At 65.0% G+C, this 16,014-nt stretch carries 11 protein-coding genes; 1 reads left to right on the plus strand and 10 read right to left on the minus strand.

The features are described from left to right. From VCJ71_RS02320 to VCJ71_RS02360, 9 genes are all read right to left on the minus strand, one after another. Positions 1 to 1,560 carry a 2-isopropylmalate synthase gene (locus VCJ71_RS02320; protein ID WP_324638776.1) on the minus strand — a complete coding sequence of 520 codons (1,560 nt, stop codon included), beginning with the start codon at positions 1,558 to 1,560 and terminating at the stop codon, positions 1 to 3. Then, positions 1,544 to 1,822 carry an ACT domain-containing protein gene (locus VCJ71_RS02325; protein WP_290135053.1) on the minus strand — a complete coding sequence of 93 codons (279 nt, stop codon included), beginning with the start codon at positions 1,820 to 1,822 and terminating at the stop codon, positions 1,544 to 1,546. The genes VCJ71_RS02320 and VCJ71_RS02325 overlap by 17 nt, the downstream gene beginning before the upstream one ends. After that, on the minus strand, positions 1,812 to 3,512 hold the full coding sequence (gene ilvG, locus VCJ71_RS02330) for an acetolactate synthase 2 catalytic subunit (RefSeq protein WP_324638779.1): 1,701 nt from the start codon (positions 3,510 to 3,512) through the stop codon (positions 1,812 to 1,814). Before ilvG ends, VCJ71_RS02325 begins: the two co-directional genes overlap by 11 nt. 23 nt (positions 3,513 to 3,535) lie before the next feature. After that, positions 3,536 to 4,543 (minus strand): ketol-acid reductoisomerase, encoded by a 1,008-nt coding sequence (gene ilvC, locus VCJ71_RS02335; protein WP_324638780.1) that lies wholly within the window; start codon positions 4,541 to 4,543, stop codon positions 3,536 to 3,538. Between the two features lie 10 nt (positions 4,544 to 4,553). Continuing rightward, a complete protein-coding gene (ilvD, locus tag VCJ71_RS02340; RefSeq protein ID WP_324638781.1) occupies positions 4,554 to 6,230 on the minus strand; it encodes a dihydroxy-acid dehydratase in 1,677 nt (558 codons plus the stop codon). Positions 6,231 to 6,637: 407 nt separating this feature from the next. Continuing rightward, complete coding sequence (locus tag VCJ71_RS02345) at positions 6,638 to 8,098, minus strand: sugar MFS transporter (protein ID WP_324638782.1); 1,461 nt, start codon at positions 8,096 to 8,098, stop codon at positions 6,638 to 6,640. Positions 8,099 to 8,208: 110 nt separating this feature from the next. Further along, entirely contained in the window at positions 8,209 to 9,420 is a 1,212-nt protein-coding gene (locus VCJ71_RS02350) for an MFS transporter (RefSeq protein WP_324638784.1), read from the minus strand. After that, a complete protein-coding gene (locus VCJ71_RS02355; protein WP_324638786.1) occupies positions 9,413 to 10,477 on the minus strand; it encodes a LacI family DNA-binding transcriptional regulator in 1,065 nt (354 codons plus the stop codon). The genes VCJ71_RS02350 and VCJ71_RS02355 overlap by 8 nt, the downstream gene beginning before the upstream one ends. 176 nt (positions 10,478 to 10,653) lie before the next feature. Next, the gene (locus VCJ71_RS02360) at positions 10,654 to 13,902 is read right to left on the minus strand and encodes a TonB-dependent receptor (RefSeq protein ID WP_324638789.1); all 3,249 of its coding nucleotides are present in this window, start codon (positions 13,900 to 13,902) and stop codon (positions 10,654 to 10,656) included. A 208-nt stretch (positions 13,903 to 14,110) separates the two neighbouring features. On the opposite strand from VCJ71_RS02360, the gene VCJ71_RS02365 reads away from it, so the two are divergent. Then, a complete protein-coding gene (locus VCJ71_RS02365) occupies positions 14,111 to 15,628 on the plus strand; it encodes a tryptophan halogenase family protein (RefSeq protein WP_324638791.1) in 1,518 nt (505 codons plus the stop codon). Between the two features lie 12 nt (positions 15,629 to 15,640). Here the strand turns inward: VCJ71_RS02365 and VCJ71_RS02370 are convergent, their stop codons facing one another. Further along, a complete protein-coding gene (locus VCJ71_RS02370; RefSeq protein WP_324638792.1) occupies positions 15,641 to 15,946 on the minus strand; it encodes a hypothetical protein in 306 nt (101 codons plus the stop codon). Positions 15,947 to 16,014 lie beyond the last annotated feature (68 nt).

The raw sequence follows: 16,014 nt of genomic DNA on the forward strand, positions 1-16,014 counted from the left end.
TCACGCAGCCTGGTGTGCGGCGGTGGCCTGCACCATCCGGTCGTGGTTGTTGAACGCGGCGAGCAGCGCTTCGGCGGCGGCGACGATCACATCGGTGTTCTGGCTGCGACCGGACACCTTCTTGCCGTCCACCGTCAGTCCGACCTCGATGTCCATCTCCCGCGCCAGCTGGTGCGCGTCGATGGCATCGAGCGAACCGTCCACTTCGGCCGCAATGCAGAATGCGTCGGTCAGCGCTTCGAAGGGGCCGGTGCCGTGGCCTATGGTCGTCAGGCGGCCGCGTTCCTTGTGGTCGAGCACCAGCTTTGCAGTGGGCTGGTCCTTTGCCTTCGTGCCGGTGCGCAATTCCGCGCGAACGAGATGCCAGGTCAGCGCATCCTCGCCGCCGGCCATCAGCGCGATCAAATCGTTGTCCGTCACTTCGCGGCGCGTATCGGCGACGTCCTTGAAGGCGGGAAACAGTTCGGCAATGCGGTTGTCGCCGAGTTCGAAACCCAGGTCGGCCAGCCGGGCGCGCAGGGCATGCTTGCCGCTGTGCTTGCCCAGCACCAGCGTTTGCGCCGGCACGCCGATGTCGTCCGGGTGCATGATCTCGTAAGTCTGGCGATTGGCGAGCACGCCGTGCTGGTGGATGCCGGCCTCGTGCGCAAAGGCGTTGCGGCCCACGATAGCCTTGTTGCGCGGCGGGGCGTTGCCGGTGCATTCGGCCAGCAGCGCGCTGGCGGCATAGATGCCGCGCGTCTGCACGCCCGTGTCGGCGCGGTAATGGTCGGTGCGGGTGCGCAGCGCCATCACCACTTCTTCCATTGCGCAGTTGCCCGCCCGTTCGCCGATACCGTTGAGCGCGCATTCGATCTGGCCCGCGCCTCCGCGCACCGCGGCGAGGCTATTGGCGACCGCCATGCCGAGATCGTCGTGGTTGTGGGTCGAAAAGATGACCCCGTCGCGCACGGAGACGCTTGCGGTGAGGTCGCGATAGAGCTCGTAAATCTCTTCGGGCGAGGTGTAGCCGACCGTGTCGGGCACGTTCAGCACGTCCGCCCCCGCATCGGCGGCACATTGCAGCGCTTCCTTCAGGAATGCGCGTTCGGTCCGGATCGCGTCCTCGGCGGAAAATTCGATCTCGTCGAACCGGCCGGCGCAGGATTTCACGCTGCGCTCGATCTGCTTCAGCACTTGGTCGGTCGAAAGTTTCAGCTTGAATTCGCGGTGCAGCGGGCTGGTGCCGAGGAACACGTGGATCCGCTTGCGCTGCGCCGGTGCGAGAGCGCGCTCGGCCGCGTCGATATCGCCTTCGGTCGAGCGGGCAAGTGAGCACATGGTCGGCCCCTCGATCTCGCCCGCGACGCGACGGATGGCCTCGGCATCGCCCGGACTGGCGGCGGCAAAGCCGACTTCCATGACGTCCACTTCCAGGGCGGCGATGGCCTTGGCCACCATCAGCTTACGTTCCGGCGTCAGGGAGAAGCCGGGCGCCTGCTCCCCGTCGCGCAGGGTCGTATCGAAAATACGGATGCGACGTACGTCGCTTTCTCCGGCTTGGTCAGGCGACTGCGGCACGCGGCACCTCCATGATCGGCGGGGCGTTGGTCAGTTCGGTCGCTTCGGTGACCAGGTGCAGGCGCTGGATCTGGCGCAGCAGCGTGGCCGTGCGGCGCGTGCCGTCGCGCGGGTCGATGGCGACCGTCATGGTCGAGAATTCCATGTCGCTGCCCATCTGCATCGAGCGGATGTTGAACCCGCGCGCTTCGATGAGGCCGAGCACCCGACGTAGCGTGCCTTCGCCGGACTGGAAGGTGATGCGGATATGCTCAAGCGTCATGTTTCGTCTCCATCATTTCGGAGTTGGACTTGCCCGGCGGGACGAGCGGCCAGACGTTTTCTTCCGGGTCGATCCGGACATGGGCCAGGATCGGCCCCTTCGCGGCGCGAAGCCGCTCTATCGCGCCGTCGACTTCCTCGCGGCGCTCGACCGCGAAGGCCTCGATGCCGAAGGCGTGGGCGACTTCGACAAAGTCCGGATTGTCGGACAGGTCGACTTCGGAATAATTGCCTTCGAAGAACAGCTCCTGCCACTGGCGGACCAGCCCCAGCATCGCGTTGTCCAGAAGGACGATCTTGACCGGGATCTGGTAGCGCCGCAGCGTCGCCAGTTCCTGCAGGTTCATCTGGAAGCCGCCGTCGCCGCTGACGCAGTAGACTTCCTTCTCCGGCTCGGCGAGCTTGGCGCCGATGGCAGCGGGCAGGCCGTACCCCATCGAACCGAGACCGCCGCTGGTGAGGTGGTGCTTGGGCGAGGAAAAGCGGCAGTGCTGCGCGACCCACATCTGGTGCTGGCCGACATCGCATGCGGCAACGAAGTCGTCGCCGACCTGCTCCGACAACGCCTTCAGCATGGCGGGCGCGTAAATGCCGTTGCCCGGCGCGTCGTATCGCGGCGCGGTGGTGGCCTTGCTCTGGGCGCACGCAGCTTGCCAGTCGCCGATGTCGCCTGCGGCGAAGTCGATCTGGCGCAGCGCGCGCTTCAGGTCGCCGCAGATGGCGGCATTGGCGCGGCGCAGCTTGTCGAATTCCGCTGCGTCGGTGTCGATATGGACAACGCCGGCGTGGGGCGCGAACGTATCGAGCTTGCCGGTGGCGCGGTCGTCGAACCGTGCGCCGATCACGATCAGCAGGTCGCTTTCCTGGACCGCCTTGTTTGCGGCGATGCTGCCGTGCATCCCCAGCATGCCGAGGAACTGTTCATGCTCGGGCGGCAGGATACCGAGGCCCTGCAAGGTGGCGACTGCGGGGATGCCCGACGCCTCGATAATCTCGCGAGCCAGCGGCGTGGCGTTCGCCCGGGCGACGCCGCCGCCGAGGTAGAACAGGGGCTTCTTCGCGCCTGCGATCAGCTTCTCGGCCTCGGATATCGCTTCCGCCGAAGGGGTGGGCCGCAGCGCGTCGGCCTCCGCGCGGTAGATCGCCGTGCCGGCCTGCGCCTGCTGGACGTCCTTGGGCAGGTCGATCAGGACCGGGCCGGGGCGGCCACCCTCGGCAATCGCGAAGGCCTCTTCCAGCGCGCCCGGGATTTCGTCCGGGTGGCGGACGATCATGGAGTGCTTCACGATCGGCAGGGTCATGCCGAACATGTCGATTTCCTGGAAAGCGTCGGTGCCCATGAACGGCTGCGCGACCTGGCCGGTGATCGCGACCATCGGGACGCTGTCCATGTATGCGTTGGCGATGCCGGTGATGAGGTTGGTCGCGCCCGGACCGCTGGTGGCGAGGCAGACGCCGGCGCGGCCCGTAATCCGGCCATAGGCATCGGCGGCAAAGGCCGCGCCCTGTTCGTGGCGGCACAGGACGTGGCGGACATTGCCGCGCGCGATCGCATCGTAAACCGGCATGATCGCGCCGCCGGGATAACCGAAGATGCAGGTGACCCCCAACGCCTCCAGCGTGTCCACCACCAGCTCCGCCCCGCTGCGCGGAGTGAAGCTGGTGGTGGCGGGGGATGCTTGGGCGTTCATCGGTCTATCCTGCAGCCGCGCGGTTACGCGGCCTTGTCTTTCTTCTGCTGGAGCCACGGCATCATGCCGCGCAATTCCTTGCCGGTGGTCTCGATCGGATGGGCGAGGTCCTCGGACAGCATCCGGTCGTATTCGGGCTTCCCGGCCTCGTTCTCGGCGATCCAGTTCTTGGCGAACGTGCCGTTCTGGATGTCGGTGAGGACGTCCTTCATCCGCGCACGGGTTTCGTCATTGACGACGCGCGGGCCGGAAACGAGGTCGCCGTAGATAGCCGTTTCGCTGATGAATTCGTGCATCTTGGCGAGCCCGCCTTCGTACAGCAGGTCCACGATCAGCTTCAGTTCGTGGAGGCATTCGTAATAGGCAATTTCCGGTGCGTAGCCCGCATCGGTCAGCGTTTCGAAGCCGGCAAGGACCAGTTCGGTCGCGCCGCCGCACAAGACGGCCTGTTCGCCGAACAGGTCGGTTTCGGTTTCTTCCTTGAAACTGGTCTCGATGGCGCCTGCCGTCGTGCCGCCGATCAGGCTGGCGTAGGCCAGCGCCTTGTCGCGTGCTTCCCCGCTGGCATCCTGATGGACGGCAAACAGGGCGGGGACGCCCGCACCGCGCTCGTACTCGCGGCGGACGAGGTCGCCCGGGCCCTTCGGCGCGACGAGGATGACGTCGATGTCGCTGCCCGGCTTGATCCGTTCGTACAGGACGGTGAAGCCGTGCGCGACCAGCAGCGCGTCGCCGGCCGACAAGTTGGGCGCAATCTCGCTGGCAAAGATCTTCTCGTGGCTCATGTCCGGCGTCAGCAGCGCGATGAGGCCTGCGGCCTTCGTCGCTTCGGCGACCGACATGACGGTCAGGCCGTCGGCGCGCGCCTTGGCCGCCGTGGGCGATCCGTCGCGCAGGCCGATGATGACCTCGCAGCCGCTGTCGTGCAGGTTCAGCGCATGGGCACGGCCCTGGCTGCCGTAGCCGATGATGGCGACCGGCTTGCCCTTGACGGCGGCGGGCTTTGCATCGGTATCTTTGAAAACTTTCATGGGTCTTTCCTCAATTCGCAGGGGCTTCGGTCGTGATCGCGCCGTAGGCGGCGGACCCGACCAGGCGGGCATATTTGTCGAAGGCGCCGCCCATGCGCTTTGGCGGGCGGGGCGTGTGGGCGGCGCGGCGCGCATCCCAGTCGATGTCGGCGTCGATCCGGCGCGTCTCGGCGTCGATGGTGATGGTGTCGCCTTCCGCGATCAGGGCGATCGGGCCGCCGACCTGCGCTTCGGGAGAGACGTGGCCGATGACGAAGCCGTGGCTCGCGCCGGAGAAGCGCCCGTCGGTGATCAGTGCGACCTGTCCGGCAAGGCCCTGTCCGGCGATGGCTGCGGTGACGGCCAGCATCTCGCGCATGCCGGGGCCGCCCTTGGGCCCTTCGTAGCGGATGACAACCACGTCGCCGGCCTTGATGCGGCGGTTGGTGACGGCCTCGAAACAGGCTTCCTCGCCGTCGAACACGCGGGCCGGGCCGGTGAAGCTCCTGGTGCCGTAACCGGCGGTTTTCAGGACCGCGCCGTCAGGGGCCATGTCGCCATAGAGGATCGACAGGCCGCCGGTCCGCTTGAACGGGTTGGCGGGCGAGTGGACGACTTCCTGTCCGGGCACCTCTTCGGCTTCTGCCAGTTCTTCATGCATCGAACGGCCCGTGCAGGTCGGCGTGTCGGCGATCATGCCCGCATCGGCCAAGCGCTTGCCGAAGAGGCGGATGCCGCCGGCGGCGAACAGGTCGCGTGCGAGGAACCGACCGCCCGGCTTCAGGTCGGTGATGACCGGGACTTCGCGCGACAATTCGTCGAATGTCTCGATCGGGAAGGCGAAGCCGGCTTCCGCGGCGATTGCGGGCAAGTGGAGGACGGCGTTGGTGGAGCCGCCGCTGGCGACGACGGCGGTCGCCGCATTGCGCAGCGATGCCGGCGTCAGGAACGTGCGGGCGGAGGTGCCCTCGTGCGCCAGTCGTGCAGCCAGCTCGCCGCAGCGGCGCGCCTCGTCGGGCTTGGCGTCGTCGACGGCTGGCGGATCGGCTGCGCCCATGGGCGAAATGCCCATCATCGTCAGCGCCATCGCCATCGTGTTGGCGGTGAACTGGCCGCCGCATGCCCCCGGTCCAGGGCAGGCGTGGCGTTCGATCTCGTCCAGCTCGGCGTCGTCGATATCGCCCTTGGCATGTGCGCCGACGGCTTCGAAAACGTCCTGGATCGATAGGTCCTTGCCCTTGCAGTTGCCGGGCAGGATAGTGCCGCCGTAGAAGATGAGGCCCGGAATATCGAGCCGCGCCAGCGCCATGGCGGCGGCGGGGATGGTCTTGTCGCAACCGACGAGGATGACTGCCGCATCCAGCGAGTGGCCGCGCACCGCGACTTCGATGGAATCGGCGATGACTTCGCGGCTGATCAGGCTGGCGCGCATGCCTTCGCCGCCCATGGTAATTCCGTCGGAGACGACGATAGTGTTGAAATCGACCGGCGTCGCTCCGCCGGCGCGCAGGCCTTCGCGGACCGGCTCCGCCAATGCCTGCAGATGCATGTTGCACGGGGTGACGGTGGACCACGTGTTGACGACCGCGACCATCGGCTGCGCCATCGCCGCATCGTCGTAGCCCGCCGCACGCAACATCGCGCGCGCCGGGGCCTTGGCGGGGCCCTTCGTGATGGCGTCGGAAATCTTCGGTTTCGGGTCGGTCATGGTGTCTCGCGAAGTCGGGGAGGGTGAGGGGCCAATAAAAAACCCCGCTGCCGGTGTGGGAGCGGGGTTTCGGAGGTCCGTGTCAGCCTGTGTCAGCCGATGGGCGCTCCTCCCCGCGTGATCAGGAGTACGAGTACTACGAGCACTAGCTGCACGAGGTCGGCCACGGGTGCCCGATCCTTCGCAAGTGCAGCAGTGGCAACGCGTGCCGACATCGTCTCGTTCCTCGTTCCACGGCAGAGCGCCGCGTTCGCCAGCCTCTTTATATCCCGAGATCCTTCTTGCAAGTAAAAATATTGCGCGAAGGTGAGAAAATCGGGAATGATTTCATCTGAAACCGGTTTGCTGCACAAGCGAAAGGCCGACCCCCGCGTGGAAGCCGGCCTTTGCTGTGACTGCGAAGAGCATCAGGCTGGGCGGCGAGCGAAGATGCCGAAAGCCGCGATGATGGCGTAGCAGACGATCGGCAGGATCATGGCCGTCCTCAAGTCCCCGCCGGCTGCGTCGGCGATAACGCCGAACAGCAGCGGCACCACGGCTCCGCCGAAGATCGCGACATTGATGATACCGGATCCATCGGCGGCCTTGGGTCCAAGCTTCTCGCAAGCCAACGAGAAGATCGTCGGGAACATGATCGAGTTCATGAGACCGACAGCCAGCAGCGTGAAGCCGGCGAGCTCTCCCGAAGACTGGGTCGAGATCGCGATCAGCGTGATAGATCCGATCGCATTGAAGGCGAGGATCTTGCCCGGGCTGAAGACACGCAGGGCCGCCGAACCGATGAAGCGACCGACCATTGCGCCACCCCAATAAAGGCCGATCATCCACTCGACCGCATTGGGATCGCTCCCGAACATCCCATTGAGGAACGAGGTAACGGGGCCGCCGTCGGCCATGACACCGTCCAGCAGCAGGTAATTGATGATGACCGAACCGATGGCCACTTCCGCACCGACATAAAGGAAGATGCAGAGCGCCCCGAACCGGAAGCGCGAGCGGCGAAGCAGTTCGTTGTCGTACAGCCAGATCGCCGGGGCGAGCAGGATGACGAGGAGGCCGACAGCAGCATTCACTTGCAGCGCAAGAAACACACCGGCTGCGACAAGGGCGAGGCCGACCAGATAGCGTCCGGTCGAGACGAATGCGCCTTCGCCCATGATCTTCGGATCGTGCGGCAGGCGGTTGCGGAACATCCAGACCGCTGCAGCGACGATGGCGATCAGGATGGCGACACCAAGGTAACCCTGCCAGATCGCCTGGCTTTCGGCCTGCCGATATTCCTGCAGGGCCGCGCCGGAAAGCTGGTCTGCCGAGACCGTGGCGAGACTGCCAAGAATGACCGCGGTGCCCACGATCGGGAATACGGTGGTGCCGAGTGAATTGAAGGCTTGTGCGAAGGTAAGCCGGCTGTGTGTGGTCGATGGCGGGCCGAGGAGGCTGATGAGCGGGTTCGCCACCACCTGGACGATCACGACGCCGCTAGCCAGAATGAAAAGCGCCCCCAGGAAAATGGGATAAGTCGCCGTCTGGCTTGCCGGAATGAACAGGAGACAGCCGATTATCATCGTCACGAGGCCTGCAACCGCGCCGCGCATGTAACCCAGCTTCTTCACCAGCTTTGCGCCGGGAATACCGATGAGCAGGTATGCGGCGAAAAAGCAGAACTGGACCAGCATCGCTTCGGTCCAACTCAGCGTGAAAAGCTCCTTCAGCTTCGGGATGATCACATCGTTGAGCGAGGTGATACCGCCAAAAATGAAGAACAGGCCGAATACGAAATAGTTGAGACCCGGCGCGTCGACCGGCGGGCGGTCATCCTCGATCGGATTCGGATCGGTGCTTGTGGCAACGTCTGGTGCCAAGGCCATAATGGTACTCTCCCTTTGGTCCGGCCGCGTGCACGGTCAGGACATTCCCTTGTTGGCAGCGTGGCGCAGGGTGGCGGCCCTGTCCAACGCAAATTCGTATGCGCGGCGGCTCATGCCGTTCGCGCGATGCTAAGCAGCAATGCACCCGCCGCAACGACCAGCGCGGCAAGCGCAATGAACAGGCCGGAAAAGCCGAAAACGGGCACCAGCAACAGCGTCAGCCACGGCATGATCATCGACGGCATGGTGTTGGTCAGGTTGAAGATCCCAAGGTCGCGCCCGCGGGTCTGCGGACGGGGCAGGACGCGCAGGGTCTGACTGGTGTGGAGGGCGAGGAACACGCTCGCCGCGAGGCCGAAGGCGACATACCCGGCGATAGCAATGTCGCGTTGGCCTGCCATCGCCATAACGACGAGGCCGACCGATGAAATCAGGCAAGCCGTGCCGAGCGGCAGGATCGGCCGGTTCGTGCGGTCCGACCAGCGCCCCACCACGAGTGCGAAAGGCACCGCGCTCGCCAGGACCAGCCCGAAGATCGTGGCGGCCGTGTTCTCCGTGCTGGAGGGCGAGATCGAGCGGAACCACAGCAGGAAGAACGCAAAGAGCGAGGCTTCGGCAACCTGCACCAGAAGCCGTGCGAGCCACATGCGGAACACGGCGGGTCGGCTGCGCAACGCGTCTCGCTCCGCGATTTGCTCGCGGGCTACGGGGGTCATGAGGCCGGGAGTCGGGACCGGCCGGGCGAGGAGCAGCGCCGGCAGCACCAGCGCGCCGACCAGCGCCACCACTACGGGGAAACGCATTTCGACCGGGACAAGCCAGGTCGAGGTGACGAGCGCGCCGGACAACGCACCGGTCGCAGGCGCGAACGCAAGCATTCCGCCGAGCCGCCCCTTCTGGTCGTCCGGCACGCAATCGCCCGCCCACGCGGCGATAGGGGCGAGCATCATGTTCAGCGCCAGCTGCCATGCCACGATGGCCGCGAGCAGGGCGGGGAAGGTCCCGAAAGAAGGCATGAGCAGCAACAGCGCGGAACTCAGCGCGAACCCCGCCAGCGCCCAGCTTCTGCGGTTGGCGGTAAGATCGCTCGCCCAGCCGAACCCGATATTGGCCACGCTGGCGGCGACCGCCCCGGCCAGCGCTATCCACGAGAGCCACTGGACGACCCCGTCGCCGGCGAGGCTGCTGACATGGACAGGCAGGAGGATGGTGAGGAAGGGGACGTAGGCGACCGCCCCGCCGGCCACCGCTGCGGCATAAAGCCACAGGAACCGCGCCGATTGCTGCGGTTGTCCGGTGGCCGGGATGGCGGCGCTAGCCATGCGATGCCGCGCGGGGAGGGGCGGTGGAATCCCGCACGACCAAGCGTGCGGGGATGACCGCGCGTTCCTCGTCCTCCAGCTCCCCGCGCTTCGCCTGGATCAGCTTCTCCACTGCAAGCGAGGCGAGCTCCGCGATAGGCTGGTCGATGGCAGTCATCGCGGGCACGGAACCGCGCAGCACGGGCGTGTCGTCGAAGCTTATCACTGACAGGTCGCCCGGCACCGACAGGCCAAGTTCGCGTGCGACGTCGAGCGTGGCCATCGCCATATGGTCGCTGCTGGCGATGACCGCGGTGGGAAGGGTTTCGCCGGAAAGGAGGGCGCGCGCGGCTTTTCCGCCGCTTTCGTAACCGAAGTCGCCTTCCCCGAACAGTCCGGCGACAGCGTGGCCGGCTTCGCGCATGGCGTCTTTCCAGCCGTTCGTGCGCCAGTGGCTGAGCTCGTAATAGGGCGAGCCGGCGATGAAGCCGATCCGTTCGTGACCGAGGTCCAGAAGGTGCTGCGTCGCTTCGCGTGCGGCCAGCCGGTCGTCCATCGCCAGCGCGATGCCGGGGGTGGTGCCTTTCGAGCCGATCCGCGCGAAAGGAATGTGCCGCTCTTCCAAAAGGTCGATCATCAGCGCGTTGTCGGAATGCGGCGGGGTCAGGATGACGCCATCGGGCTGCAGGGCAGCAATCGCGTTGCCGAGCTCACGCTCCACGTGCTGACTGTCGGTATCGACCAGCTCGATCAGGATGCGATAGCCGTGCTCTGCCGCCTTGCGCATGCCGCCCAGCAACATCTGGTCGATCCAGTCGCGCCCTTCGCGCGCTTCCCAGTCGGCGATGGTGCGCGCGCGGTCGTTGATCGAGAGGATAAGGTAGGAACGCGACCCGCTCATGCGCTGGGCGGCGATGGAGGGGACGTAGCCGAGCTTGTCGATCGATGCCTGCACGCGCTCGCGCATGGTGGCGCGCACGTTCGGCTCCTTGTTGATGACGCGGCTGACCGTCTGCAGCGAAACGCCCGCATCGGCGGCCACATGCTTGATGGTTACGGATTGGCGGCGGCGAGCCATTGCCCTTCTATCCCTGTCCTACGCGACGATGAAGTCCTTAGCCGCATCGCGGCAGAATTCCCAAGCGGCGGCGGCCTGTTTCCAGACGTTTTACGCGTCCATCCTTCGTGCAAACGACAGGGGCGGACCGCTGCATACACAGTGGCCCGCCCCCGCTTGCGCGTTCGCCTGCTTCCTTAGAAGTCGAAGCGCAGCGCGATGCTGTAACGGCGGTCGTTGCGGAACGCCGAGCGGGTGACCCGCGTGCCGTCGAAGTCGAACACCTGGCTGGTGCGGGTGACTTCGTCGAGCAGGTTCACGCCCTGGATGCCGACCTTCAGGTTTTCCAGAACGTCGATGAACAGCGAACCGTCCAGCTGACCGGTGCTTTCCCCGTAAATCGGCGAGAACGGGAAGATCACGTCACGCGGAGTCTGCAGGAATTCCGACCGCCAGTTGTAGGCGAGACGTGCTGCAATCGGGCCGCGTTCATAGAAGACGACGGCGTTGACCGTGTGCTTCGAGATACCGGCAAGCGGCAGGCCGAGCGAGAACGGACTCTGTTCGGCGCCCAGCGTGTTGTTGGTGAACTCGCCGCCATCGACGTAGGTGTAGGTCAGCTGCGAACCCAGACCGCCGAGCGGGCCCGGCAGGAAGTCGTAGGTCTGCTGGTAAGCCAGCTCGAAACCCTTGAGCGTCCCGTCGTTCACGTTGATCGGGCCGTTGACCAGCACCGGCAGGTCGAGGCCATCGGGGTTATCGAGCACGATACGCGTCGCGCCCGGATTTTCCAGATTGCTCACATCCTTCATGAACAGCGTCGCGGTGAGCGAGCCGACGGCATCGAAGTACCATTCCGCCGACAGGTCGTAGTTCCATGCTTCGGTCGGGCGCAGGTTGCGGTTACCCGTGTTGAGGCCGAACAGCAGGCCGGTGTCGCCGATATCCTGGTTCACGATGTTGAGCGTGTTGTCGAACAGCGCGCCGCCGGTGCGGAAAGCCGCGAGATCGGGGCGGAAGATCGCCTTCGAGACCGCACCGCGGAACAGCAGGCCATTGCCAAGGTCCAGCTTTACGTTGAAGCTGGGGAGCCAATGGTCGTAGGTTTCGTCTGCGAAGTCGTTGAAGATATCGCCGTTCAGGCCTTCAACGAATTCGATCTGCCGCTCTGTCGAGAGATCGCAATAGCCGAGTGGAGTTTGCTCGATCGGGTTGGCGCATCGGTTCTGCAGGTCGGACAATTCCGCAACCCCATCGCCGTCACCACCGCGGTTCGGTGAGGTCGGATCTCCCTCTACTTCATATTCGGGATCATCGACGTAGCCAGGAGTGATGTAACCGATCTGGCCTTCCGAGCGGACATTGGTGCGGGCGTAACGCACGCCGATGTTGCCCGAAAGCGTCGCGCCGCTGGAGAAATCGCGACCGAAATCGAGCCGCAGGTAGGCCGCGCTGGTCGTTTCCTCAATGGGCGTGATTTCCGAAGGACAGAATGGCGAACACGGGATTTCTTCGCCGGTCACCGGGTCGAGATAAATCCGGCCGTCGATCAGCGGGCGACCTTCCGGGGTCAGGGTGAAGGCCTTGATGGCGTTCAAGTCCTGCGCCAGCTCGCCGGAGAGATACTCGCCGACCAGATCGTCACCACCATAGAAGATGGCCGCACCGTCGCCGACAGGCACGGGCACGTTGCCGCGCTGGAAGTTGTCGCCGAAGACATTGCGGACATCGGCACTATCCGGGAAGTCGTAGGCATAGGCGCCGCCACCCGTGGGGAAAGTCCCGGTGCGCGGAGCGCCCCAGTCGCCCTGGCGGGCTGCCCAGGTTGCACCCAGGTTCGACCAGTTCGAGAAGTTCGCCGTGCGCGTCACGCGGCTGCGTTCCGCCCAACGGGCACCGAAGCGGGCCGAGCGCAGGAAGCCGGTGTCGGAGATGTCGTATTCGAAATCGCCGCGCAGCGAGTAGAGGTCGCCTTCGTTGGCCACCTGGTTGTCGAGGTGGAACCAGAAGTAGGTGTTGGCGGGATCGGTGAAATACGCCGCCGGGGACTCGTTCGTCCCCACCTGCAGGAACTGGACGGCCGGGGTTTCACCGCTGTTGTCGATGAACAGGTCGGCGTAAGTCTGCATCGCGAGGATGATGCCGGCTTCGCTGCGGTTGGAGTTGATGTACTGGCCTTCGAAATTCGCGCGCAGGCGATCGGTGATCGCGATATCGAAATCGAGGGAGAAGTCCTCCGTCATCGCCTCGTCCTCGCGCTCGAAGCGCAGGGTTTCGGTCGAGATGCCGGGAACGCCCTGATCGGAGATCTGCGTCAGCGTGCCCGATTGGAACACGTTGCCGTTGAACACGATGTCGTTCGCCGCGGTCGGTACCGGGAAGAACGCATCGTTGTTCACCAGCGCCAGGACCGCGAATTCGCTGAGCGAGGACTGGGTTGCGGCGCGCAGGTATTCCGCAGTGACGACAACGCCGCCGTCCAGCGATTCATACTGCGCGACGGCCGAGTATGCCTGGCGGTCGCGGGTCAGTTCGGTGGTGCGCACGCCGGCGCCCTTGGGAACGATGACGGTGCCTTCGGGCGGGAAGGTGTCGGGCGTCGCGGCATCGCCGGCGAAACCGCCGGAGCCGACCGGACGCGCACGGATACAGCCGGACTGCAGGTCCGCCGCGCGGTAGCAGGGGTCGGTGATCTGCGAGGCATCGGTGCGGGTAACAAGGCGCTGCTGCGCGTAGCCGAGCTGCACGGCAAAGGTGCCGATGCCGGTGTCGAAGGTGTTGGAGCCGAGAAGCGAGAAGCCCGGGGCCCACTCGTCAGCAAGGTCGCCCTTGTTGATTTCGAACGTGCCGGCGAAATTGAAACCAGGATTGTCGAGCGGCTTGCGCGTGACGAGGTTCACGGTGCCCGAAATGCCGCCGTCGATCATGTCGGCGGTGGTGTTCTTGTAGACCTCGACGCGGCCGAGAAGTTCGGGCGAAATGTCGTTGAAGCCGAGCGTGCGGCCGCCGTTTGCGGAGAAGATGTCGCGGCCGTTGAGTTCGGAGCGAACGAAGGGCAGGCCGCGGATGATTACGCCCGAACCTTCGACCGAGAAGCGGTCGGGGTCGTCGCGCTGTTCGAAGCGGCTGATGTTGACACCGGGCACGCGCTGCAGTGCTTCGGCCACCGAACGGTCGGGCAGGGCGCCGATATCGTCCGCCGTCACCACGTCCACGAACGTGTCGGCGTCGCGCTTGATCGACTGTGCGTTTTCGAGCGCTGCGCGGATGCCTTCGACGACGATGACGTTTTCGTCGTCGATCGTGGCATCTTCCTGCTCTGCCGGCGACGCGTCCTGCGCGTAGGCGGGCCCGGCCATGGCGAAGCCCAGCGCGAGGCCGGACACGGTGCAGAAGGCAGTGCGCTTCAGGTGGCGCTGCCGCGGGGTAACGGTGGTGGTTTTCACGAATCTCTCCCTCGTGAGATGCCGGAATCGGCAATTCTGTCCAATGATCCGCGCTTGGCGTAACGGCAATTGTGAACATTCACAATGGGCCGATGTGAACATTCACATTTTTACCGCGCCATCTATTGCAGAAAGGTCACAATTGCCGCATTTCCATCCGTAAGGAGCGCCTGCTAGGGCGTGTGAAACCGACAGCTGCGGAGCGTTTATGCCCATTTCGAAAATCGTGATCGTCGGCGGCGGCACCGCCGGGTGGATGGCGGCGGCAGCCTTGTCGAAGATCAAGGAAGGGGAGGGCGCGCGCCCCGATCGCCCGCTCGACATCACCCTCGTCGAATCCGAAGCGATCGGGACCGTCGGCGTGGGCGAGGCGACGATCCCGCCCTTCGTGGATTTCAACTCGCTGCTGGGCGTGGACGAGGCCGAGGTGATGGCCGCGGTCGGCGGCACGTTCAAACTGGGCATCCAGTTTTCCAACTGGGGCCAGGTCGGGCAGAGCTACCTCCACCCCTTCGGGCAATACGGCTACGAAGTGGACGGGGTCGCCTTCCACCAGATCTGGCAGATGATGCGCGAGCACGGCGACAAGCGGCCGATCCAGGTCTTCAGCCCGGAGACGATGGCGGCCTATTTCAACCGCTTCGCCAAGTCCGAAATGCTGCCCCAGCGCGGCGACTTGCCGAGCATCAATTACGCCTACCACCTCGATGCCGGGCGCTATGCAAAGTTCTTGCGCGACTTTGCGGAAACACGGGGCGTCGTGCGCAAGGAAGGCAAGGTTGCCGATGTCGCGCTGGACGGGGAAAGCGGGTTCGTCTGTTCGGTGAAGCTGGAAGACGGCACCTCGATCGAAGGCGACCTGTTCGTCGATTGCTCCGGCTTTCGCGGGCTGTTGATCGAGCAGGCGCTGGAAACGGGCTATGAAGACTGGACCCACTGGCTCCCGTGCGACCGCGCCGTGGCACTGCCGTCCAACCGCCCCGGCCCGCCGCTGCCCTATACGAAGGCGACCGCGCATTCGGCGGGCTGGCAATGGCAGGTCCCGCTGCAGCACCGCAATGGCAACGGCCATGTCTATTGTTCGAAATACATGGAGGCGGACGAGGCGCTCGACATCCTCCTCGCCAATATCGAAGGCGAGCCGGCCGCCGATCCCAACCACCTGCGCTTCGTCACCGGGCGCCGCAAGAAGTTCTGGAACCGCAACGTGGTGGCGCTGGGCCTGTCGGCAGGCTTCATGGAGCCGCTGGAATCGACCTCCATCCACCTCATCAACACCGGCATCAACAAGCTGATGGCGCTGCTGTCGCTGGACGGGGTGGACCAGGCGCAGGAGGATGCCTTCAATCGTCTGACCGCGAAGGAATATGTGCGGATCCGCGACTTCCTGATCCTGCACTACAAGGCGACCAGTCGGACCGACAGCGACTTCTGGAACTATTGCCGGACAATGGACATCCCCGACACGCTGGAAGAGAAGATCGCCCTGTTCAGGGCGAACGGGCAGATTTTCCGCGAGGAGGACGAGCTGTTCACCGCGACCAGCTGGGTGGCGGTGATGATGGGGCAGGGGATCGAGCCCGGCGGAACCAACGCCATGGCCTATTCACTCGGCCGCGATGTGCTGAAGACGGAGATCGACGGCATCGAGCAATCGATCCGCTACCTCGTCAACGCCATGCCGCCGCACGAGCAGTTCGTGGAGAAATACTGCCCCGCGACATAGCGGGCCGTTGCGCTAGCGCGCCGCCATCCGCGTGCCGTCATCCCGCCGGTCGAGCGCAAGCAGGGCGCGGCGGGCGAGGTGGCGCGAATCCAACCATTCGCCGCTCGCCAATTCGACGCGCCAGCGCGTTTCGTCGGTAACGACTTCTTGCAGGATCGCCCGGGCGGCATCGATTTCGCCCGCATCGGCAAGCTCCATTGCCGTGGCGATCGCCTGGGCGGGATTGGCCGCTTCGGCAGTCACCTCGACCTGGGCTGCCTCCTGCGCGGCAGCGGGCAGCGGGGCGATCAGGGCCATTGCGAATACCATTTTCTTCATCGTGTCTCTCCCAAGACATTTCGTCACGATAGCAGAAATGTGCGTCCTGACCGCGAACTGCAACAAAA

The sequence above is a fragment of the Pseudoblastomonas aquimaris genome, from assembly GCF_035481675.1.
Lineage (GTDB): Bacteria > Pseudomonadota > Alphaproteobacteria > Sphingomonadales > Sphingomonadaceae > Alteriqipengyuania_B.

Bases quoted from the DNA above. Each gene is read 5' to 3' on its own strand.
- VCJ71_RS02325 (WP_290135053.1), bottom strand. From the start codon at position 1,822: ATGACGCTTGAGCATATCCGCATCACCTTCCAGTCCGGCGAAGGCACG.
- ilvG (WP_324638779.1), bottom strand. From the start codon at position 3,512: ATGAACGCCCAAGCATCCCCCGCCACCACCAGCTTCACTCCGCGCAGC.
- ilvC (WP_324638780.1), bottom strand. From the start codon at position 4,543: ATGAAAGTTTTCAAAGATACCGATGCAAAGCCCGCCGCCGTCAAGGGC.
- ilvD (WP_324638781.1), bottom strand. From the start codon at position 6,230: ATGACCGACCCGAAACCGAAGATTTCCGACGCCATCACGAAGGGCCCC.
- VCJ71_RS02345 (WP_324638782.1), bottom strand. From the start codon at position 8,098: ATGGCCTTGGCACCAGACGTTGCCACAAGCACCGATCCGAATCCGATC.
- VCJ71_RS02350 (WP_324638784.1), bottom strand. From the start codon at position 9,420: ATGGCTAGCGCCGCCATCCCGGCCACCGGACAACCGCAGCAATCGGCG.
- VCJ71_RS02355 (WP_324638786.1), bottom strand. From the start codon at position 10,477: ATGGCTCGCCGCCGCCAATCCGTAACCATCAAGCATGTGGCCGCCGAT.
- VCJ71_RS02365 (WP_324638791.1), top strand. From the start codon at position 14,111: ATGCCCATTTCGAAAATCGTGATCGTCGGCGGCGGCACCGCCGGGTGG.
- VCJ71_RS02370 (WP_324638792.1), bottom strand. From the start codon at position 15,946: ATGAAGAAAATGGTATTCGCAATGGCCCTGATCGCCCCGCTGCCCGCT.